The sequence below is a fragment of the Pseudomonas sp. BIGb0278 genome (genome assembly GCF_024809895.1).
In the GTDB taxonomy this organism is placed as follows: domain Bacteria; phylum Pseudomonadota; class Gammaproteobacteria; order Pseudomonadales; family Pseudomonadaceae; genus Aquipseudomonas; species Aquipseudomonas shirazensis.
Window position 1 is genome coordinate 1,544,150 of record NZ_JANUEL010000001.1, and the last position, 20,422, is coordinate 1,564,571.

Below are 20,422 nucleotides of genomic sequence, written 5' to 3' on the forward strand. Positions count from 1 at the left end.
CTTTGTGAGCATTGAACGGATTGCAGTGATTGGCGCCGGGACCATGGGTAACGGCATTGCCCAGGTGTGCGCAGTGGCGGGCTATCAGGTGCTGCTGATCGACGTCAGCGATGCTGCGCTGGAGCGCGGTATGGCGACCTTGAGCAAGAACCTCGAACGCCAGGTCAGCAAGGGCACGCTGGAGGCCGAAAAGGCTGCTGCGGCAAGTGGCCGGATTCGTACCAGCACCGATTATGCAGACCTGCGCGAGGTGCAGTTGTTGATTGAGGCTGCGACCGAAAACCTCGAGTTGAAGCAGCGCATCCTGCAACAGGCCGCGGCCAACGTCAGTAGCGCTTGCCTGATCGCGACCAACACCTCATCGCTGTCGGTAACCCAGCTGGCCGCCAGCATCGAGCACCCCGAGCGTTTTATCGGCGTGCACTTCTTCAACCCGGTGCCAATGATGGCGCTGGTGGAAATCATCCGTGGTTTGCAGACAGACGACAGCACCTACGCCCAGGCTCTGGTGGTGACCGAAAAGCTCGGCAAGACGCCGATCACAGCTGGCAACCGTCCGGGCTTTGTGGTCAACCGGATCCTGCTGCCGATGATCAACGAAGCGATCTTCGTGCGCCAGGAAGGCCTGGCCAGCGCTGAGGACATCGACACCGGCATGCGTCTGGGCTGCAACCAGCCTATCGGCCCGCTGGCGTTAGCCGACCTGATCGGCCTGGACACCGTGCTGGCGATCATGGAGGCATTCGTCGACGGCTTCAACGACAGCAAGTACCGCCCTGCTCCGCTGCTGCGGGAAATGGTCGCGGCCGGTTACCTTGGCCGCAAAAGCGGTCGCGGCTTCTTCACCTACTGAGGAGCGCCTGCCATGTCGGCCAATGACGCCCTGCGCTGCAGCAATTTTGACGAGCGTCGCGACAAGGCCATGGCACTGTTCGCCGCTAAGGGCTTTGGCCAGGTCAGCATGCGTGAGCTGGCGGCGCATGTTGGCCTGACTGCAGGCTCGTTGTATCACCATTTTCCGAGCAAGCAGGATTTGCTCTATGACCTGATCGAAGAGCTGTACGAGGAGCTGCAGGCGACCCTCGACCAGGGCCGCAAGGCCTTGGCCCGAGGCAAGCCGGCGCTGCCTGCGGTGATCGCAGCGCACTGGCAACTGCACGCCGAACGCGGCTTGCAGTTTCGCCTGGCCGAACGCGATCTGTGTTGCCTGAGCGATGAACAGCAGGCGCGGCTGGCGCTGGTTCGCCTGCGTTATCAGGCGGGCTTGCTGAAGTTGGTGGCACCAAAGACACGTCTCAGTGGTCCGGCGCTGGCGGCCACCGGGCAAGCGCTCGGTACCCTGCTCAATCAACTGCCTGGCTGGCTACAGGGCCGCGGGTTGCCCGAGGATGAGGGCCTGCGCTTGATGCAGAGCCTGCTGCTGGGCGGTATCGAGCGCACCCTCAAAGATGCGGTCATATAGCCGCAACAGAGTCTTATATTCCAAATAAGTCGTTTATTTAGATTTTTTAGTGCGCTTCAATCTAACGAATTCTGTTGGACTGGAGCCGCAACTTGAGCACTTCGCCGCACCCGGGAGCTGATCCCAAGCCTTTGCTGTTTGCCCTGTATGAACAAGCCAGTGTCGGCTGTGGCGGTGCGCCGAGCCTGTGGACCCACCCGGCCGACGAACGCCTGGGCATCAACTCGCTGAGCTACTGGTCGAGCCTGGCGCGAATCGCCGATCAGGCCAACCTCGACATGCTGTTCTTTGCCGATGTGCTGGGCTTCTACGATGGCTATGGCGGCACAGCCGACGCGGCCCTCAAGTGGGCCGTCGAAGCGCCTGCCAATGATCCGCTGATGATCATCCCGGCGTTGGCTGCAGTGACTGAAAACCTCGCCTTCGGGGTCACCGTCAGCACCAGCTACGAACATCCCTTCACCCATGCCCGGCGCTTCAGCACGCTGGATCACCTGAGCAATGGCCGGGTTGGCTGGAACATCGTCACCTCTTACCTGAACAGTGCCGCGCGCAACTTCGGCCTGGAACAGATGATCAAGCACAATGACCGCTACGAGCGTGCCGAAGAATTCCTCGATGTGGTCTACAAGCTGTGGGAAGGCAGCTGGGCGCAGGACGCGGTGGTCGCCGACAAGTCCCGCCAACTCTATGCCCAGGGTGAACGCGTGCGGCCGATCAACCATGTTGGCGAACACTACCGCGTCGCCGGCCCGCACCTCAGCTCACCGTCGCCGCAACGAACCCCGCTGCTGATCCAGGCCGGCTGGTCCGGGCGCGGGCGCGAGTTTGCCGCCAAGCACGCCGAGCTGATCTTCATCGCAAAATCCAACCCGCTGGAAATCCGTCAGGGTCTGGATGAAATATGGGCTCAAGCGCAGGCCCGTGGTCGCCAGGCCGACGATGTAAAGTCGCTGACGGTGCTGCGGATCGTCACCGCCAAGACTGAAATCGAGGCGCAGCGCAAATACGAGCAACTGCAGAGCAACTACCACCTGCAAGCGCAACTGGTGAGCTATGCCGGCGACACGGGCATCGACATCAGCCGCTATGCCGACAACGAACCCCTGGCGACCCACACTGAAGGCCTGACCTCGTACATGATGCGCCCTGACGGCAGCGGCAAGCCGCTGACCGCTGGCGATGTCAAACAGCGCTTTGCCAGCGTCACCCGAGGCACCGACCTGATCCTGGTCGGCACGCCTGAGCAGGTAGCGCAGCGCATCGAGGAGCACGCAGCAATCTCCGGCACCAGCGGCTACATGATCAACCCGCTGATCAGCCCGGGCAGCCTGGAAGACTTTGTCGAACTGGTGATCCCGGCCTTGCAGAAACGTGGCCTGTACCGCACCCAGCCACAAAGCGGCACCTTGCGTTCACGCCTGCGCAATGACGGCTCCAGCTACCTGCCGGCTTCGGCCCATGGCGCGTCGTTCCGTTTTGCCTGATCAGCAGTAGGAGCATGGTGCGCATAGCTGTAGGATGGCGGCTCGTTGAATCATCTGTGGTCTTTGCAATGAACAAATTGATCCTGCCTGTCGCCATCTTTTTCAGCGTCATCCTTGCCGGCAAGGTGGCCGAGCACTACGCCGTCGAGGGCAGCTGGCGCATCGGCTTGCTGTGCCTGGTTGCAGTAGTCGTGCAGATCGTGGTCAGCCGCATCCAGCGCGCCCGACGCGAGAATGCCGAGTCGTAATGCCATTGGTCAGTGGCACTGTCGACACCGCGAAGACGCGTGCGCAACGCGCCAACATCAAGCTACCGCCGGCTGAGGCGTGGCTAATCGCCGTCGAGCGCGGCGAACACCGCTGCGCTCAACTGTTGGACTGACCACGGTTTCATCAGAAAACGCTGGTCAGCGCCCAGATCGCTACTCCGAAGGGCATGCCCGGAAGTAACCAGAACAGGCGTGGCGGGCCAGCGCTGGCGCACCATCGCCGCCAATTCCAGCCCTTTGATATCTCCCGGCAAGGAGTGGTCGACAATCACCAGTGAGTATTGATCCTGACGCTTGAGCAATGCCATCAGGCCATCCTCGGCGTTGGCGAACGCCGAACATTGCGCACCCAGTTCGCTGAGGATTGCGCACATCAACTCCTGCAACAGGGGCTCATCCTCGATCACCAGTATCGACTTGCCGGCCAGTAACGCACCTTCGGACGTGAATTTCACTGGGATTCCTCGATCTCGCTGCTCGCTGACGGCTGTTCGAGAGCAGCTGCCGGGCCTGCCCCTGCGAGCCGCCAGCGCACGTTCTCCAACCCGTAGCGTTCAGCCATGGGCCGGCTGACATGTTTTATATTGTGCTGACCGAAGCGCGGGATGAGCGCAATCCCGGCATCACAGCCCGCCCAGTGCCACGCCAAGGCATTGTCCATCCGCTCCAGTCGGATAACGAAGTTGCGCTCGGCGCCGCGAAGCGTGTATTCAACGATGTATAACTTTTGACCCAACATTGAGCAGTCCTCCCCTAAGTATTTAGGACTGCCTGGCAATTCTGAAAATTCACTAATTTACAGTTTCATTTACATTCTCCAGCGTGCGCGGAGCTTTCTTGTACATAATAAATATATTGTACAAATAATAGGCCCAATTCGTTTCATGAGGGCAGCCCTGGCGTTTGATGAACTGCGCCATGCCAGTCGCGGTCAATCCTAGCGAAGCCAATCGAAATCGAGGTCATGGATGGAGTCGTTCGAGTTGCAACGCATGCTGCTGGGCGACCTGCCCTGGACGTTTCTGCTGGAAGTCGCCTGCCGTGTACTGGCCGCGTTTCTAGCGGTGTTCTTGTTCCTCAAGTTCAGTGGCCGACGTGGGATCAAGCAACTCTCGCGTTTTGAGTTGGTGGTGATTCTGACCTTGGGTTCCGCTGCGGGTGATGTCACTTTTTATGAAGATGTGCCACTACTGCCTGTTGCGCTGGTATTTGTGACACTGCTACTGCTCTATCGGGTAACCATCTACATCATGACGCGTAGTAAAACCTGCGAAGCCTGGATCGATGGTGTACCCATTACCGTAGTGAAAGACGGCATCTATGAAATCCACTCACTGCGCAACTTGAATATCTCGTCCAAAGAATTGTTCATGGAGTTGCGCCAGCAAGGCGTCGAACATCTGGGCCAGGTCAGGCTTGGACTTCTGGAAACGGACGGCGATGTCAGTCTGTACTTCTACACCGCCGAAGAAACCCGGCCCGGCCTGTCGGTCCTGCCTGATGAGCATCGCCCGGAGTACAAGGTACCACCCGGCCCTGGGCTGTACTGCTGTGTAAGCTGCGGCCTGAGCGTATTCCACGACAGCGCCGAACAGCGCTCATGCGCGCGCTGCGGGCATGGCGTGTGGTCACCCGCCCTGACTACCGTGCGCAACCTTTGATGGGCGGGGTGTCGGCCCTGCGTTGGGCGATGAAAATACGCACGCAAAGCCCGCCGCCCTGGCGGTTGCTCAAGAGCAGGCTGCCCTGATGATTTTCTGCGATGCGCTTGGCGATGCTCAGCCCCAGCCCGTAACCGCCGGACTGGCAATTACGCGAGTGATCACCGCGCACGAAGGGCTGAGTGATGACCTGCAGCTGGCTGTCGGCAATGCCCGGGCCGCGGTCGTCGACCTGGATCAGCACGCCCTGCTCGGTCCGTTCCAGTCGCACCTCGACCTGCTGCGCATAACGCAGGGCATTGACCAGTACGTTCTGGATGCAGCGCAGCAACAGCACCTCATTGGCATAGACCGCGCCAGCATGGCCGCTGATGGGCAGGCGCTCTTCAGCACTGCACAGCTCGGCGCAGGCGCTGCGCACCAGCCGGTCGACATCGATGATCTGGCAGGTGTGCTGCTTGGCACTTTCCAAGTAGTCCAGCACCTGGGCGATCATCTGGTCCATCTGCTGGATATTGAGCTTCAGGCGCTGGCTGTCCGGGCTGTCGCCCATGCGCTCTACGCGCAGGCGCATGCGGGTCAAGGGCGTGCGTAAATCGTGGGATACGGCCGCCAGGAAAAAGCTCTGGTCATTGACCATGGCGATAATCCGCTGCTGCATGGCATTGAACGTATGCGCCGCCTGGCGCACCTCTGAAGGCCCTTCTACCCGCAGCGGCGGTTGCTCCAGGCTCTCGCCCAGCGCCCGCGCAGCGTCGCTCATCCTGCGCAGCGGTTGCAGGCACAACCGCACCGCCAGCCAGCACACGGCGAGCACTGCGAGGATGCGCAGGACGTACACCCTGATTACGTAATCGGCTATCAGCGCCCAGGCCGACTCACCACTCCAGCCCTGCAGCTCTTGGCCGCTGACCTGCAGCCAGTGGCCGTCGGCCAAGGCCACGGCAAAGCGCACATGGGCCATGGCCGTCTGCAAACCGAACAGGCTCGGCCAGGTGACCGGCTGCCCTTGCGGGTCGGTGAGCTCGACACTCAGCACCCGCACCCTCTGCTCGCGGCCAAGCTCGTACGCCAGGGCCTGCTCGAGCAACAGACCGGTTCGGCGCAGGCCCTTGTGCCGCTCAGCTGTGCTGGGGGACTGCACGCAGCTGGCCTGATAATGCGCCGGTGCCTGAATGGTCACCACGGGGTCACAGCCGGCCGTGTCCAGCAGCGGCGCAGTGCGGCTGGCGATCAGCCGCACCGGCGCCTCGAGCACTTGGGCAAAGCGCACGTCAAACCAGATGCTGCTCGACAGCAGCTGAATCGCCACCGTACCGCTGACCATGATCAGCGTTAGCTGGCCAAACAGCGATTTCGGCCAAAGCCGCCGGAGTGATCTGCGCAGGCGGGTGCGCGGGTGTTCAGTGTCGCGCATCTGCAGCGCCGAGGCTCAAAAGGTAGCCCTCGTTACGTACAGTCAGTATCTGCACTTCGCCTTGGGGCGCAGCCTTGAGCAGTTGGCGAAGACGGCTGATGCACATGTCGATGGAGCGATCGTCTGCGGTGTAATCGCGGCCCATCGCACTGCGCGTCAGATGCTCGCGGGTCAGCACCTGGTCGGGCGCAGCCAACAGCTCGCGCAGGACCCGGAAGTCCGAGCGCGGCAAGGTGCAGGCCGTACCATCGGCGGCCGTGAGCAGACGTTTGACAGGATCAAGGCGATAGCCGGCAAAGCGCTGTGGCAGATCCGGCCGTTGCTCGGCTGCAGCGTCGGCGCGCGCTGAACGGCGCAGCACGGCCTTGATCCGGGCGAGCAATTCGCGCGGTTCGAACGGCTTGGCCAGGTAATCGTCGGCGCCTACCTCAAGGCCAATGATGCGGTCGAACGCCGTGCCCTTGGCCGACAGCATGATCACGCTCAAGCCAGGTTTGGCCTGGAGTTGCCGGCACAGGCTCAAGCCATCTTCGCCAGGCAGCATCACGTCGAGCACCACCAGGTCCACCGGTTCCCGTGCCAACTGCTGCCACATCTCGCTGCCACTGGCGGCGGCCAGTACCCGATCGCCGCTTTCGCTCAAGTAATCGCAGAGCAGTTCGCGGATCTCGTCATCGTCATCGACCACCAGAAACGTTCTCGCCGACGCAAGCCGGGCGACCTCCGCACGGCCGATAAAACCTTCATTACATTCCATTACATACCCATACAAGCCGCTGATAGAGCGCGCAGAAGCGATGCATAAAATGCTAGCAAAAATCATCTGCGAATACGATGAATTACCAATTGCACAGCAGGGCATCATGACCAGTCATTCCGCGCATACACCGCTTGCGATCGCAAGCAAACACCCACGTCTGTACTGCCGCCGCTCGCCATTGCCCCTGGCAATCGGCCTGGCCCTAGGCAGCCTAAGCCTGCACGCCAACGCCGAGAGGGTCGTCGAACTGGATGCGGTCAACGTCGATGGCCAGATGCCGGTTGAGAACAGCACCGAACAGTTGGGCTATACCGTCAACAGCACCACCAGCTCCACCGGGCTGAAGCTCAAACCCCGCGAGACGCCGCAGTCAGTCACGACTATCACCCAGGCGCAAATGGCGGATCGACAGATCACCAACATCGAGCAGGCGCTGGATACCACGCCCGGCGTCAGCATGAGCAAAATGGAAGTTGGCGGCCGTACCGAGTACCGCGCGCGTGGTTACCCGATCACCAACTGGAAGGCAGACGGCTTGCAGTTCCCCGGCGGCTCAGACTTCAGCGGCGCAGGCACGGCGCTGAACATGGACATGTATGAACGCATCGATATCGTCCGGGGCGCCAACGGCCTGATGGGCGGCACCGGTGACCCATCGGCCACCGTCAACCTGATTCGCAAGCGTCCAGGCAAGGAATTTGGCGGTAGTGCCTACATCACTTACGGCAGCTGGGACAAACGCCGCTTGGGCGCCGACCTGAACCTGCCGCTGACGGAAGACGGCAGGCTGCGCTCGCGGCTGGTGATGACCCAGCAGGATGCCAACTCGTTCCGCGACAATCAGTCCGAGCGTTCGCGCGCGGCACTGGCCAGCTTCGAGTTCGACTTGAGTGATGCCACCACCCTGGGCGCTGGTTACCAGTACGAATACAGCAAGATTGTTGGCGGTGGCTGGGGCGCGAACATTCCGATCTGGTACGGCGACGGCAGCAAGACCAAGCTGCCGCGCAGCAGTAACCTGGTGCCCAGCTGGAGCTTTGGCGAGTACGAAACGCGCACCACCTTCGGCTCGCTGGAGCATCACTTCGACAACGACTGGAGCCTGAACCTGAAGGCGGCGCAGAGCACCACCGACGCGCTCAACCACCGCGGCCTGGCCAAGGTCAACTCGGTCGGCCGCGGCGTATATGGCGGCTACTGGAACCAGGACGGCAGCGGCGCGGTGCTCAACGGCCTGCACAGCTCGACCGACACGACCCAGCAATCGGCGCAGATCGATGTCAGCGGCCCGTTCGAAATGCTTGGTCGCAGCCATCAAGCCATGCTCGGCTACAGCGACAGCCGCACGGTTGCCTGGTCGCCGCAGTACACCTGCAACATGGTCAGCGCCGACCGCACCAGCGCCAACACCCTCGGCTGCCAGTTCCGCGCCAACAACGGCTTCCCGATCAGCAACTGGCATGATGGCGTGGACGACGATTACGCCATCAATGCCTACAAGACCGGCCTGCACAGCAAGACCACCACCCGTCTGCAGGGCATGTACGCGGCGACACGCCTGAGCATTACCGACCCGCTGTCGGTGATTGTTGGCGCCCGCGTCAGCAATTACAGCAGCACTACCCGCAGTACCGCAGGCGTGCGCAGTAACCAGGAAGACAACGGCATCGTCACGCCGTACCTGGGAGCAGTCTATGACCTCAACGACAATTACTCGCTGTACGCCAGCTACACCGATATTTTTACCCCGCAGAGCGAAGAAAGCGTCAGCGGCAGCAAGATCGAGCCAATTCGTGGCCAAAGCTATGAAAGCGGCATCAAGGGCGAATGGCTGGGAGGCCTGGTCAACGCCCAGGCGGCGTACTTCCTGACCCGTCAGGAAAACAAGGCCGTCACCGACAGCGACAATCTGACGCCAACCGGCGCCCAGGCCTACAAGGCCGGTTCAGGGGTGGAAACCGACGGTATCGATCTGGAAGTTTCGGGTGCCCTTACTCCGGACTGGAACCTTTATGCCGGCTACACCTATCTGCATTTGCGCAGGCTCGATGCGGACGGTCGCAGCGACCCGTCGCACCTGTTCAAGGCCTCGACCACCTATCGCCTGTCTGGCCCACTCGATCGTTTGACCGTCGGAACCGGCGTTACCGCGCAGACCAACATCCGCGCCAACTCCACCCCCGCTGGCCAGCCCAGCAACGGCGTAAGCCGCGCTGCCACGGACGTCAACTGGTCGGGTTATGCGATCTGGAGTGCGATGGCCAAGTACGACATCAATGACGATGTCTCCCTGACGCTCAATGCCAACAACCTGTTCGACAAGCATTACTACACCCGCTACGGGTTCTATGCCGGTGCCATCTATGGTGACCCGCGCAGCCTGTCGTTGACGTTGAAGACGGCTTTTTAGGGATAACCCGCTCAGACGCCTTTGGCCATGTCAGCTCACAGACTTCTCGGGGCGCAAAGTGCACGTTTATCGACTGGCTTTATTCAGCCTTGGATTCGACGTCGACGGCCTCACCGATCGCATAGAAGTGGCCGCCAGCGACATAGTGCAGGCTGCGCAAGTTGGGATCAGCAGTCTCGAAGTGCCAGTGCCCGTCACGAAACACCCGCGTATCGGCCCAGGCCGCTACGACCTCGGCAATGAACAGATCGTAGCGATCCTGGTTGTGCGGCTCCGGGATCAGGCGGCAGGCAAGCCAGGCTGAACACCCCGCAACCAATGGCAGATCGTGGCCGGGCACAGCAAACAGCTCGACCGCGCTGCGCGCCAGTTTGTCCGGTTGCTCGAGCAAGCTACGGTGGCCGACCTGGAAGGTAAGCTCAGCCTGCGCTACGGTCGGAATCTGGATCACGAACTGGCCACTCTGCTCGACCAGCTCACGAGTCTTGGCGATTTTATCCAGCACCACCGTCAACTTGGGCGGCGAGAAGTCCAGCGCACACGCCCACGCCGCAGCCATCACGTTGTCCACGCCAGCATGGCGAGCAGAGACCAGGACCGTCGGGCCGTGGTTGAGCAGCCTGTAGGCTTTTTCCAGCGCGACTGCTGCAATGTGTTCATTCATGGGTACATGCTCCAGCTGTCCGAGCGCATCGACTGCGCGCCCGGAGCATTGATTCAAGCCGAAGGCTGGCTCTCGAAATGTGCCAGCAGGCTGTCATGGCCAGCTACGATCAATTCGCGGATAGCCTCGACCTGCTGGCCTTGCGGGTCCAGCCCGCGATGATCGGAGCTGGCAGACCATTGGATCACAGTCTTGCTCTCGGTGCAGAGAGCAGATTCAGGGCGCTACATGGGTGTGGTAAATCTTGCTGATCACTTTCCATTCACCTTCGACTTTCAGCAGATTGAAAAATCGGTGAAGCAGAAACCGGAAATACCATTGGTATCGATCCGCACGCTGGCGGCAGTACCCACAATATCAACATTGACAATCACACCTTGGGCTTCGGGCGAAGGTCGGAAAGATGGTTTGTCGATGGTGTCGAACAACTCCTGAATGGCGCCCCCGACCAACTTGTTGTTGCCATCAAGCCCAAAAATAGTGGCCTGATCGCTGAAGGCCGGCTGCATGATACGGCTGCCCGCTTGCTTGCCGCCTTCGTTGTATTTGTTCAGCACTGCAACGATGGCGCTATATTCAACGACGAAGTTAGATTTGCTCACGGTTATTCAGTATGAGACGGGTCGAAAGCGCTGAAAAAGTCAGTTCAAGAGGTGTTGGCTGTTTGTCATTGCTACATCAAAAGGCTGTTCCGAATGGGTAACCTTGACCAGCAACGACACCTAGCCAAAGCTGATAAATACCTTCAGCCAGGACCGTTGGCGGCGAAGCCGCGCTGATCGAGCCATCCGCCTGGCCTTGCTCGACCATGCTGGTGATTCTCTGCATGCGTCAGTGAATCGACGCGCCCCAGGTATTCGCTGAAGTATTCCTCGAGCAGCGCCTGACCGAACTCCTCCTTGGAGCGGAAGTAGTGGTAGAACGAGCCTTTCGGCACTCCAGCCGTAGCCAGCAGTTCGCTGAGGCCGACCGCGGTGTAACCTTTTTGGATCATCAGCGACCTGGCGACATCGATGATGTGTTGACGCGTGTCTGATTGGGATTCTTCATAGGGCGCAGACGCTACCAAAAATGGCAGTCTTCGTCAGGGCCCACTGCCGCGCCGCCCTACGCAGCTAGGCGACACGTTTGCCGAGCCGCTGCTCCTTGATCAAATGCCGTGCTCGCCCTACCCCCCAGGCCAATGCGTGCGTCATTGATTCTCCAGGACGAGAATCGTAAGCCTCCTCGTGCAGCGACATTCCGCTCGCGGCATAGATCCCGATGAACAACTGCGTCTGGCCAGTGCGTGCCAAGCGCACCTGAACGTCGATCATGACGCCACTCTCGAGCTTTTCGTCATGACCTCGATGGTGCAGCGCGGGGTCGGCCCAACTCCAGAACACATCACCGCGAATTCGCATGGCATCCTCCTGCGACTTTAATCCTATCGTTACCCAACATAGCGCTTCAGGTTGTCGAATCAACTACATCAGTGCAAACAGGGTAACGTTCTGATAAACGGCAAAAAAACTTATACAAAACGAAGAGTTTTGCATAACGCCGGATATCTAATTGATTCACCGTTGCATGCAGTGCAACTCCCGCATAAATATTTCCAACGCCTTGGGACCGATACCGTCGAAGCTGAGCAACTATTGACTCAGCCGAACTGCATCCACTTTGACATTAAGGTCCAAATAGTTAGCCATTGCCCACGACCAGCGCGTGATACGCCGCAAGTGCCACCGACTAACGAATCCGTTTACCAACGAGAAAGCTCGCCAGCAGCCACTTGTACGAGCCGGCATAGTCGTGGCTCAGATCGATGCCCAGGCTTGCGGCGCCGACCTCCATCACCCCTCGCCGCTGACAGCACTTTGAACCGGTCGAATTTGCCATCGTCCAGTTCTGTTGCCTGCCAGGTTCAGCGACACAACAATTGCGGTACAGGGCGCGAATGCCTCAGTCCAGGGCATGCCGCATATCGCACCATGACCATTCGCACTGAACTCCACGAGCAAGCATGCCCTCTCCTGCGTAATCACGCGTGATCCGACCGGGTCTGCATGGCAACTTTCAGCTCAGGGACAGCTCATGGAACATCGACCATCACTTCGAACTGAACGCGCCGGGCCGCCGCTGTCCGCCACAGGTAGCAGTAGCACCGTGCATGACGCCGAGTTGCGCTTCCGCGCACTGGTCAGGGCCAGCAGTACCACCCTCTACCGCATGAGTCCCGACTGGACTCAGATGCATGAGTTGACCGGCCAGGGCTTTCTCGAAGAGACCGCTCAGCCATGCCGGAGCTGGATCGAGAAATACATTCCAGACGCAGACCGCACCCAGGTGTTGGCGGCGGTCGAGCAAGCGATCCGCACCCAATCCGTGTTCGAACTGGAGCATCGAGTGTTACTCGTCGACGGCAGTTTTGGATGGACCCATTCCAGAGCGGTGCCTATTTTTGACCAGTCCGGCGAGCTCATCGAGTGGTTTGGTGCAGCCAGCGACCTGACCGAGCGCCACCGCAGCCAGGCACGGCTCGATGAGAGCGAAGCGGCCTTCGAGCTTCTGGCCAACACCATGCCGCAGCTGGCGTGGGTATGCGATGCCCTAGGCAGTGTGGTGTTCGTCAACAACCGCTGGCAGGAATATTTCGGCGCGGCGGTCGATGGTGCGGGTAACGGGCTGATGACGCATGCTGGTGTTCACCCTGAGGACGTTGGCAAAACAGTGCAAGATTTCGCACTGGCCCGGGCGAGCGGGCAGGACTTCACGACCGAACATCGCCTCTGCGGGCAAAACGGCACCTACCGCTGGTTCATGGTCCGCGCTACGCCCTATCGAGAGCCGCATTCAGGGCAGATCCTGCGCTGGTACGGCACTTCCATCGACGTGCATGACCGGCATGACGCAGAAGACCAACTGCGTAACTTCAACGAACAGCTGGAAGTTGAGGTGCAAGCGCGCTCACGCGACCTGCTCGCCGCCGAGGCGCAACTGCGGCAAATGCAGAAGCTTGAAGCCATCGGCCAGCTCACCGGTGGCGTGGCCCATGACTTCAACAACATTCTAACCATCATCCGCAACGCAGCAGAGTTGCTGCGGCGCAATCCCGGCGCGGGCGACAAGCAACACCGTTTCATCGACCTGATCCTGGAAACTGCTGACCGAGCGACCAAACTCACCGGGCAACTGCTGGCCTTCGCCCGCCGCCAGACATTGAAGCCGGAAACCTTTCTGGCGGCGCAGCGCGTGCAGCAAATTGCCGAGATGCTGCGCAGCATGGTCGGGGCGAACATTCGTATCGAGCTGTCACTTCCAGAGCAGGACCACTACGTCAACACCGATCCAAATCAATTCGAGACGGCGCTGGTCAATCTGGTAATCAATGCCCGCGATGCTATGCAGGGTGCGGGCGACATAACGCTGGCAGTGAGTGCCGCACCTGCGCTTTCTTCGCCAGCCAGTGCGCCGACTGTGATCATCAGCGTTACTGACCAAGGGCATGGCATCGATGCGGCCAACCTTGAACGGGTGTTCGAACCCTTCTTCACCACCAAAGCCGTCGGCAAGGGCACTGGCCTGGGGCTGTCCCAGGTGTATGGTTTCGTCAATCAGTCCGGTGGCCAGGTCAGCGTCGAGAGCGAGCTGGGGACGGGCACGACGATGAGGATCGCGCTGCCCGCAGCAACCCCGCCTCCCCCTTCGCAACAAGAGATTGCAGTGCCATTGGCAGTAAACGACGCTCAGGTGCTGCTGGTGGAAGACAACGCACAGGTTGGCGAAATTACCGTCAGCCTGCTCCAGGAACTTGGCTACAAGACCCAGTTGGTGAGCAGCGCAGCAGCCGCTATCGAGCTGCTGCAAGACCTACACCCGCCAGTTGACGTGGTGCTCTCCGACGTAGTGATGCCGGGCATGACCGGGCTGGAACTGGCTGATGTGATCAGCGAGCGCTGGCCGGGACTGCCGGTGGTGCTTGCCAGTGGTTACAGCAGCGCCCTTTCCCAGGGTTCCCAGCGCCACCCTCAGCTACTGAAAAAACCTTACGCGGTCGACGACCTGCTCAAGGCCCTGAACCGCGCGTTGCAGCGCTGAACGAGCCATGCCAGCGCTGTGCGCTGAACTGGTGCGCCCTGCCCTCCCGTGCAAATTCGGAGTGCAACGTAAGTGAACAGCGTCCAATAGAGTTACTCGCCAGCGCGAGTCGGGCGGGTGCTGGGCGAGTTATGGCCCGCTGTTTGCTAGTTCACCTGCGCAGTCAACGAAGACTGCACCTAATACGACAAAGGCGCCGTGTAGACCCCGTTTCGACGGAAGGTCTCATGGCGCCTTTTTTGTTTCTGGGCCGCTGCGGCGGGCAGAGATCAAGGGGCGAAGATGACAAGCAAAACTGTACGCAGCGTGTGTCCCTACTGTGGCGTGGGCTGCGGCATCGTCATGCAGGTCGAGCACAACCGCGTGGTCAAGGTCAGCGGCGACAAGGCGCACCCGAGCAACTTCGGCAGGCTCTGCACCAAGGGCACCACCTGTGGCCAGGCCATCGCTGATTCTGGCCGGATGGAAAACGCCTACCTGCGCCAGCAGCGCAATCAGGATCCGGTGCGGATCGCCATGGACACCGCCATCAGCGAGACCGCCCGGCGCCTGCGCGCCATCCTTGAACAGCACGGCCCCGATGCACTGGCGTTCTATGTCTCCGGGCAGATGTCGCTGGAGGCGCAGTATCTGGTCAACAAGCTGGCCAAGGGTTTTGTCCGCACCAGCAACCTGGAGTCCAACTCGCGCCTGTGCATGGCCAGCGCCGGCAGCGGTTACAAGTTATCGCTTGGCGCGGACGGGCCGCCGGGCTCGTATCAGGACTTCGACAAGGCCGAGCTGTTTTTCGTGATCGGCGCCAACATGGCTGACTGCCATCCGATTCTGTTCCTGCGCATGATGGATCGGGTCAAGGCCGGAGCCAGGCTGATCGTCGTCGACCCTCGCCGCACTGCCACGGCAGACAAAGCCGGGTTGTTTTTACAAATCAAGCCCGGCACCGACCTGGCCCTGCTCAACGGCCTGCTGCACCTGCTGGTGAAAAACGGCCACACCGATCCGGCGTTCATCGCGGCGTTCACCGCGGGCTGGGAGGCCATGCCGGCGTTTCTCGAAGACTACCCGCCAGACCAGGTCGCGCGCATCACGGGTATTCCTGAGGCCGACCTTCATCAGGCTGCAGCCTGGATCGGTGAAGCCGGCGAATGGATGAGCTGCTGGACCATGGGTCTCAACCAGAGCACCCACGGCACCTGGAACACCAACGCGCTGTGCAACCTGCATCTGGCCACCGGCGCCATCTGCCGCCCGGGCAGCGGGCCGTTCTCCCTGACCGGGCAACCGAATGCCATGGGGGGGCGCGAGATGGGTTACATGGGCCCCGGCCTGCCCGGCCAACGCTCGGTGCTGGTCGAGGCCGACCGGCAGTTCATCGAAGACCTGTGGGCGATCCCGCGCGGCAGCCTGCGGCAGGAGGTAGGCGGCGGCACTGTGGCGATGTTCGAGCAGATGCGCAGCGGCCTGATCAAGGCCTGCTGGATCATCTGCACCAACCCGGTGGCATCGGTGCCCAACCGCCAGCAGGTTATCGACGGCTTGCAACAGGCTGAGCTGGTGATCACGCAGGACGCCTTCCTCGACACCGAGACCAATCGCTACGCCGATATCCTCCTTCCCGGCGCGCTATGGGCTGAGGCTGAAGGGGTAATGATCAACTCCGAACGCAACCTGACCCTGATGCAGCAAGCCGTGCAGGCACCCGGTGAAACCCTGCCCGACTGGCAGATCATTGCCAGGGTGGCTTGCGAGATGGGTTTTGCCGATGCCTTCAGCTACAGCAGCGCAGCCGAGATATTTGAAGAAATCAAGCGCGCCTGGAACCCCAAGACCGGCTATGACATTCGCGGGGCGACCTACGCCCGCCTACGCGAACAGCCGCTGCAGTGGCCGTGCGCTGTGGACCCTGGCGAGACGCGCAATCCGGTCCGCTACCTCAACGACGGCGTCAGCCAGTCGCTTGCACTGGCAGAAGACGGCAGCCGACCTGCCATCGTCTTCCCGACCGAGCATGGCAAGGGCGTGTTTCTGCCGCGCCCGCACTTGCCACCCGCTGAAATGCCCGACCAACACTTCCCATTGCTGCTCAACACCGGACGCGTGCAGCACCAATGGCACACCCTGACCAAGACCGGCAAGGTGGCCACGCTGAACAAGCTCAATCCTGGGCCGTTTATCGAGATCCACCCGCAGGATGCAGCCATGCTTGGCATCAAGGCCAGAGACGCCGTGGAAATACGCTCGCGACGCGGTCGCGCCGTATTGCCAGCGGTGATCACCGAACGGGTCCTGCCGGGTAATTGCTTTGCACCTTTTCACTGGAACGATGTGTTTGGCGACAACCTGGCGATCAATGCCGTGACCAACGACGCTGTCGACCCGATTTCGCTGCAACCCGAATTCAAGTGCTGTGCGATTGCGCTGCAACGGGTCGAGCTGATCGACCACCAATGGCTGGATACGGCGAGCGCTCCCGCACTCACCGCCAGCCCTGCTCACGAAGACCTCGCCATGGGGGCCGAGGAAGACGCTGCCTTGCCAGGCCACGTGACGCTGCTGTGGGCTTCGCAGACCGGCAATGCCGAAGCCCTGGCTGAGCGCTACGCCAAGCGCTTGCGCGACGCAGGGGTCAGCGTGCAGCTGTGTGCGATGGCGGACTTTCCCGCGAGCAAGCTGGCCAGCACGCAGACCCTGGCCTTGATCAGCAGCACCTTTGGTGACGGCGACCCACCCGACAACGGCGAGCGCTTCTGGAGCGCATTGAATGCGCAGCAGATGCAGCTTGAGTCACTGCGCTATGCCGTGCTGGCGCTGGGTGACGCCAGTTATGAGCAGTTCTGTAACCACGGCAAGAGACTCGATCATCGCCTGCAAGCCTTGGGCGCGACCCGCCTGATTGAGCGAGTCGACTGCGATAGCGACTACGAGGTGCAGGCCGAGCACTGGCTGGCGCAGTTGCAGCAGGCACTCGATCTTGCGCCGACAGCGCTGATTGAGGACCCAGCAACCAGCGCGACGCCGAGCAAAGCCAAGCCTTATGCCTCACGCCTGTTGAGCAATGTTCGCTTGAATCAGCCGGGTGCGAGCAAGGATACCCGCTTGTTTTCCTTCGCCCTGGAAGATTCAGGCCTGGCCTATGAGGCGGGAGACGCACTGGGCGTGTGGCCACGCAACTGCCCGGAACTTGTCGGCGAAGTGCTCGAGCTGACCGGCTTGGCTGCGGACACGCCGGTCACCCTCGACAAGCTTGGTGACGTTCCGTTAGGCCAGGCACTGAGCGAACACTTCGAAATCGCCCGCCCCAGCCGCGAAGCGCTGGCATTGATCGCCGAACGCAGCGATAACCCGGAACTCAAGCAGTTGCTCAGCAGCGAGCGCAAAGCGCAGCTGAATGAGTGGCTGTGGGGCCGCCAGCTGGCAGACGTGCTCCATGCCTACCCGATCGACTGCGGCGCCAGCGAGTTGCTTGGCACACTCAAACGCCTGCAACCGCGCCTGTACTCGATCGCCTCCAGCCCCAAGGTCAATCCCCGTGCAGTCGATCTCACGGTTGCAGCCGTGCGCTACGGCAAGCGCAAGGGCGTGTCTTCGACCTTTCTTGCCGACCGCGCAGAACACGCCGAGGTGCCGGTTTTCCTCCAGCAATCGAAGCACTTTCACCCACCGGCCGATGGCTCGCTGCCGATGATCATGATCGGCCCGGGCACTGGCGTGGCGCCATTCCGGGGCTTTTTGCAGGAGCGCCAGGCGCGGGGTGATCCAGGCCGCAACTGGTTGTTCTTCGGCGAGCAGCACGCGGCCAGTGATTTTTATTACCGCGAAGAGCTGCAAACCATGCAGCGCGATGGCCTGCTCACCCATTTGAGCCTGGCATTTTCCCGCGATCAGGCGCAGAAAATCTATGTTCAGGACCGCATTCTGGAGCAAGGCGCCGAGCTCTGGCGCTGGCTGCAAGAAGGCGCGCAGTTGTATATCTGTGGCGATGCCAGCCGCATGGCCAAGGACGTCGATTATGCCCTGCGCCAGGTTGCGCAATGTCATGGTGGCCTGGAATCCGACGCTGCCGCTGATTACTGGCGCCAGTTGAGCGAGCAAAGACGCTACCTGCGCGATGTCTACTGATCCGCCGGCCCCACGCCCTGCCCCGGCTCGCAAGCGGGCGCAGTGCAGAGCTCAAGAAACCGCGCCGCCACCCGCGACGGCGTGTCGGCATGCGGCATCAGGATCGAGAAGCGCCGGGTCAACGCTTCCGGGGCAACCCGCAGGCGCCGCAGCGCTGCGTCCTCATGGCGCATCGACATCGACGAGACAAAACCGACGCCCATCCCTGCCCGCACTGCTTCCTTGACCCCTTCCACACCGGCAATCTCCAGGCCCACCCGCATCGCCACCCCGCTGCGAGCAAATGCTCGCTCGACCAACTGGCGTACGCCCGAACCGCTTTCGCGCAGAACCAGTGGATAGGCGCCCAACGCTTGCAGGGTCTGCCCGTGCTCAACTGCGGCAAGCAGGTGTTGGCTGGGCACGATGGCAACAATTTCGTCCTCGCGCCACGGTGTAACCCCTGTGCCTGCCGGCAAGTCGGGGCCGGGCGGACCTTCGATCAGGGCTATATCCAACGATCCCAGGGCGGCGACGATGTCAGCCGTGTTGCCATTGATGGTCGTCACCAGCACTTGGGGGTAGCGCTGGCGAAAATCGGCAATCAGGTACGGCAGCAGATAGCTCGCTGGGGTCGTGCTGGCGCCGATGCGCAAGGTGCCGCGTTCCAGCCCGCGCAGCGCGTCCTTCAGCGCTTTGGCCTGGACGAAGGTATCGCGCAGCCGTTTCGCGTGGCCGAGCAATTGCTCGCCCGCTGCAGTCAAGCGCACGCCACGGCCGGCACGCTGATAAAGCGGCTCGCCGAATTCTTCTTGCAGCAGCTTTAACTGCCCGGATACGGCAGGCTGCGACAGGTGCAGGGCCAGCGCCGCGTGGCTGATGTTGCCGTGTTCAGCAACGGTAGCGAAAGTTATAAGCTGTTCAGGGGTCATCTGCACAAAGTATCAGCTAGACGGATATTTTCCATCCTGAATCACGATTTTTTATAAGCTTATAACTGAATTAACGTGGACCTATCAAAACGCTACCTCGACCGGAGGACGCATGATGGCTACGGCTCCCGTTACACACTCGCATACGCCTACTCACGACATCCGTGGGCGGCTCAACGGTATCTTGTTTGTCGCCCTGTTCGCCCTGGCAGTGACGCAATTGGCAGCACTGCCCGCCTTTGCCCGCCTGGGCATCAGCCCGCTGATTGTCGGCATCCTTGCCGGCGCGTTGTACGGCAACTTGCTGCGCCAGGGCATACCAGCCGGCTGGGCCAGCGGTATCAACTTCAGTGCACGCAATCTGCTACGCATCGCCGTGGCCTTGTTCGGCCTACGAGTCAGTCTGCAGGAGATCGCCCAGGTCGGCTGGTCAGGCCTGACCGTGTCGCTGGCAATCGTAGTGAGCACCTTGCTGCTCGGCCTGTGGGTCGGCATCAAGTTATTCAAGCTGGACCGCGACACCGCTCTGCTGACCGCCGCCGGCAGCGCCATCTGCGGTGCAGCCGCAGTGCTGGCGTTTGAATCGGCCTTGCGCTCACAGCCGCACAAGAGCGCCATGGCGGTTGGCAGCGTGGTGCTGTTCGGCACGCTGTCGATGCTGCTCTACCCAGTGCTGGTCAACAGCGGCTGGCTGGGCCTGGACACGCTCGGCGTTGGCCTGTTTTTCGGCGGCACCCTGCATGAGGTCGCCCAGGTGGTCGGCGCAGCGAGCAACGTCAGCCCGGAAGTCACGCATATCGCCACCATCGTCAAGATGACCCGGGTCATGCTGCTGGTGCCGGTGTTGCTGGTGGTGGGCCTGTGGATCAGCCGCTCGCGCCAGGCTGGCCAGGCGCAGGGCAACGGCAGGATCAACGTGCCGTGGTTTGCCTTCGGCTTTCTCGCACTGGTGCTGGTCAACTCGCTGCAGGTGCTGCCCACCAGCGTCGTGAGCGCGGTCAATCAGTTCGATACCTTCGCCTTGACCATGGCCATGACCGCCTTGGGCATGGAGACCAAATTCAGCCAGATTCGCCAGGCCGGTCCAAGGGCGCTGGCAACCGGGGCGATTCTCAATCTGTGGCTGGTATTCGGCGGCCTGGGCATCACCTTGGCCGTGCAACGGCTGTTCGGCTGAGCAGC

Annotated in this window: 17 protein-coding genes and 2 pseudogenes; 9 read left to right on the plus strand and 10 right to left on the minus strand. The window is 61.2% G+C overall.

Annotation, left to right across the window (positions count from 1 at the left end; all coding sequences use genetic code 11):
* Positions 1-4 precede the first annotated feature (4 nt).
* From M2396_RS07050 to M2396_RS07065, 4 genes are all read left to right on the plus strand, one after another.
* Positions 5-853: a 3-hydroxybutyryl-CoA dehydrogenase gene (locus M2396_RS07050; RefSeq protein WP_150569419.1), complete on the plus strand. Its 849-nt coding sequence runs from the start codon at positions 5-7 to the stop codon at positions 851-853.
* Positions 854-865: 12 nt separating this feature from the next.
* A complete protein-coding gene (locus M2396_RS07055; protein ID WP_259073999.1) occupies positions 866-1,462 on the plus strand; it encodes a TetR/AcrR family transcriptional regulator in 597 nt (198 codons plus the stop codon).
* Positions 1,463-1,554: 92 nt separating this feature from the next.
* Positions 1,555-2,949 (plus strand): LLM class flavin-dependent oxidoreductase, encoded by a 1,395-nt coding sequence (locus tag M2396_RS07060; RefSeq protein ID WP_259074000.1) that lies wholly within the window; start codon positions 1,555-1,557, stop codon positions 2,947-2,949.
* A 68-nt stretch (positions 2,950-3,017) separates the two neighbouring features.
* Complete coding sequence (locus M2396_RS07065; RefSeq protein ID WP_101318923.1) at positions 3,018-3,197, plus strand: hypothetical protein; 180 nt, start codon at positions 3,018-3,020, stop codon at positions 3,195-3,197.
* 83 nt (positions 3,198-3,280) lie between these two features.
* Here the strand turns inward: M2396_RS07065 and M2396_RS07070 are convergent, their stop codons facing one another.
* Positions 3,281-3,673 carry a response regulator gene (locus M2396_RS07070; RefSeq protein ID WP_259074001.1) on the minus strand — a complete coding sequence of 131 codons (393 nt, stop codon included), beginning with the start codon at positions 3,671-3,673 and terminating at the stop codon, positions 3,281-3,283.
* On the minus strand, positions 3,670-3,957 hold the full coding sequence (locus M2396_RS07075) for a DUF6555 family protein (protein ID WP_259074002.1): 288 nt from the start codon (positions 3,955-3,957) through the stop codon (positions 3,670-3,672). Before M2396_RS07075 ends, M2396_RS07070 begins: the two co-directional genes overlap by 4 nt.
* A gap of 229 nt (positions 3,958-4,186) precedes the next feature.
* Here M2396_RS07075 and M2396_RS07080 point away from each other — a divergent pair, with 229 nt between their 5' ends.
* A complete protein-coding gene (locus M2396_RS07080) occupies positions 4,187-4,879 on the plus strand; it encodes a DUF421 domain-containing protein (protein WP_150569424.1) in 693 nt (230 codons plus the stop codon).
* Here M2396_RS07080 and M2396_RS07085 read toward each other — a convergent pair.
* Both M2396_RS07085 and M2396_RS07090 read right to left on the minus strand, forming a co-directional pair.
* Complete coding sequence (locus M2396_RS07085) at positions 4,860-6,296, minus strand: ATP-binding protein (RefSeq protein WP_259074003.1); 1,437 nt, start codon at positions 6,294-6,296, stop codon at positions 4,860-4,862. The two genes, M2396_RS07080 and M2396_RS07085, sit on opposite strands and share 20 nt — an antisense overlap.
* Positions 6,283-7,053, minus strand: a complete 771-nt coding sequence (locus tag M2396_RS07090) for a response regulator (RefSeq protein ID WP_150569426.1) — start codon at positions 7,051-7,053, stop codon at positions 6,283-6,285. Before M2396_RS07090 ends, M2396_RS07085 begins: the two co-directional genes overlap by 14 nt.
* Positions 7,054-7,159: 106 nt before the next feature.
* Between M2396_RS07090 and M2396_RS07095 the strand changes: the two genes are divergently transcribed.
* On the plus strand, positions 7,160-9,466 hold the full coding sequence (locus tag M2396_RS07095) for a TonB-dependent siderophore receptor (RefSeq protein ID WP_259074004.1): 2,307 nt from the start codon (positions 7,160-7,162) through the stop codon (positions 9,464-9,466).
* Between the two features lie 79 nt (positions 9,467-9,545).
* Here M2396_RS07095 and M2396_RS07100 read toward each other — a convergent pair whose 3' ends face one another.
* The 5 genes and pseudogenes from M2396_RS07100 to M2396_RS07120 form a co-directional block, all read right to left on the minus strand.
* The gene (locus tag M2396_RS07100; RefSeq protein ID WP_188035819.1) at positions 9,546-10,130 is read right to left on the minus strand and encodes a flavin reductase family protein; all 585 of its coding nucleotides are present in this window, start codon (positions 10,128-10,130) and stop codon (positions 9,546-9,548) included.
* A 53-nt stretch (positions 10,131-10,183) separates the two neighbouring features.
* A complete protein-coding gene (locus M2396_RS07105) occupies positions 10,184-10,318 on the minus strand; it encodes a hypothetical protein (protein WP_259074005.1) in 135 nt (44 codons plus the stop codon).
* A 28-nt stretch (positions 10,319-10,346) separates the two neighbouring features.
* A pseudogene (locus tag M2396_RS07110) lies at positions 10,347-10,732 on the minus strand (nuclear transport factor 2 family protein).
* A gap of 39 nt (positions 10,733-10,771) precedes the next feature.
* Positions 10,772-11,124: pseudogene (locus tag M2396_RS07115) on the minus strand (TetR family transcriptional regulator).
* A 121-nt stretch (positions 11,125-11,245) separates the two neighbouring features.
* Positions 11,246-11,533 carry a hypothetical protein gene (locus tag M2396_RS07120; protein WP_101318908.1) on the minus strand — a complete coding sequence of 96 codons (288 nt, stop codon included), beginning with the start codon at positions 11,531-11,533 and terminating at the stop codon, positions 11,246-11,248.
* A 673-nt stretch (positions 11,534-12,206) separates the two neighbouring features.
* On the opposite strand from M2396_RS07120, the gene M2396_RS07125 reads away from it, so the two are divergent.
* Both M2396_RS07125 and M2396_RS07130 read left to right on the plus strand, forming a co-directional pair.
* Positions 12,207-14,210 carry a PAS domain-containing sensor histidine kinase gene (locus M2396_RS07125; RefSeq protein WP_259074007.1) on the plus strand — a complete coding sequence of 668 codons (2,004 nt, stop codon included), beginning with the start codon at positions 12,207-12,209 and terminating at the stop codon, positions 14,208-14,210.
* Between the two features lie 282 nt (positions 14,211-14,492).
* Positions 14,493-18,329, plus strand: coding sequence for a bifunctional nitrate reductase/sulfite reductase flavoprotein subunit alpha (locus M2396_RS07130; protein ID WP_259074008.1), 3,837 nt, complete (start codon positions 14,493-14,495; stop codon positions 18,327-18,329).
* On the opposite strand, the gene M2396_RS07135 is transcribed toward M2396_RS07130, so the two are convergent.
* On the minus strand, positions 18,323-19,240 hold the full coding sequence (locus M2396_RS07135) for a LysR substrate-binding domain-containing protein (RefSeq protein ID WP_150569431.1): 918 nt from the start codon (positions 19,238-19,240) through the stop codon (positions 18,323-18,325). The two genes, M2396_RS07130 and M2396_RS07135, sit on opposite strands and share 7 nt — an antisense overlap.
* Before the next feature lie 115 nt (positions 19,241-19,355).
* Here M2396_RS07135 and M2396_RS07140 point away from each other — a divergent pair, with 115 nt between their 5' ends.
* A complete protein-coding gene (locus tag M2396_RS07140; protein ID WP_259074009.1) occupies positions 19,356-20,417 on the plus strand; it encodes a YeiH family protein in 1,062 nt (353 codons plus the stop codon).
* Positions 20,418-20,422: the final 5 nt, after the last annotated feature.

Excerpts from the sequence above, each read along its gene's own strand:
- M2396_RS07055 (WP_259073999.1), top strand. The coding sequence starts at position 866 with ATGTCGGCCAATGACGCCCTGCGCTGCAGCAATTTTGACGAGCGTCGC.
- M2396_RS07065 (WP_101318923.1), top strand. The coding sequence starts at position 3,018 with ATGAACAAATTGATCCTGCCTGTCGCCATCTTTTTCAGCGTCATCCTT.
- M2396_RS07100 (WP_188035819.1), bottom strand. The coding sequence starts at position 10,130 with ATGAATGAACACATTGCAGCAGTCGCGCTGGAAAAAGCCTACAGGCTG.
- M2396_RS07125 (WP_259074007.1), top strand. The coding sequence starts at position 12,207 with ATGGAACATCGACCATCACTTCGAACTGAACGCGCCGGGCCGCCGCTG.
- M2396_RS07075 (WP_259074002.1), bottom strand. The coding sequence starts at position 3,957 with ATGTTGGGTCAAAAGTTATACATCGTTGAATACACGCTTCGCGGCGCC.
- M2396_RS07135 (WP_150569431.1), bottom strand. The coding sequence starts at position 19,240 with ATGACCCCTGAACAGCTTATAACTTTCGCTACCGTTGCTGAACACGGC.
- M2396_RS07140 (WP_259074009.1), top strand. The coding sequence starts at position 19,356 with ATGGCTACGGCTCCCGTTACACACTCGCATACGCCTACTCACGACATC.
- M2396_RS07095 (WP_259074004.1), top strand. The coding sequence starts at position 7,160 with ATGACCAGTCATTCCGCGCATACACCGCTTGCGATCGCAAGCAAACAC.
- M2396_RS07120 (WP_101318908.1), bottom strand. The coding sequence starts at position 11,533 with ATGCGAATTCGCGGTGATGTGTTCTGGAGTTGGGCCGACCCCGCGCTG.
- M2396_RS07130 (WP_259074008.1), top strand. The coding sequence starts at position 14,493 with ATGACAAGCAAAACTGTACGCAGCGTGTGTCCCTACTGTGGCGTGGGC.
- M2396_RS07085 (WP_259074003.1), bottom strand. The coding sequence starts at position 6,296 with ATGCGCGACACTGAACACCCGCGCACCCGCCTGCGCAGATCACTCCGG.
- M2396_RS07090 (WP_150569426.1), bottom strand. The coding sequence starts at position 7,053 with ATGGAATGTAATGAAGGTTTTATCGGCCGTGCGGAGGTCGCCCGGCTT.
- M2396_RS07080 (WP_150569424.1), top strand. The coding sequence starts at position 4,187 with ATGGAGTCGTTCGAGTTGCAACGCATGCTGCTGGGCGACCTGCCCTGG.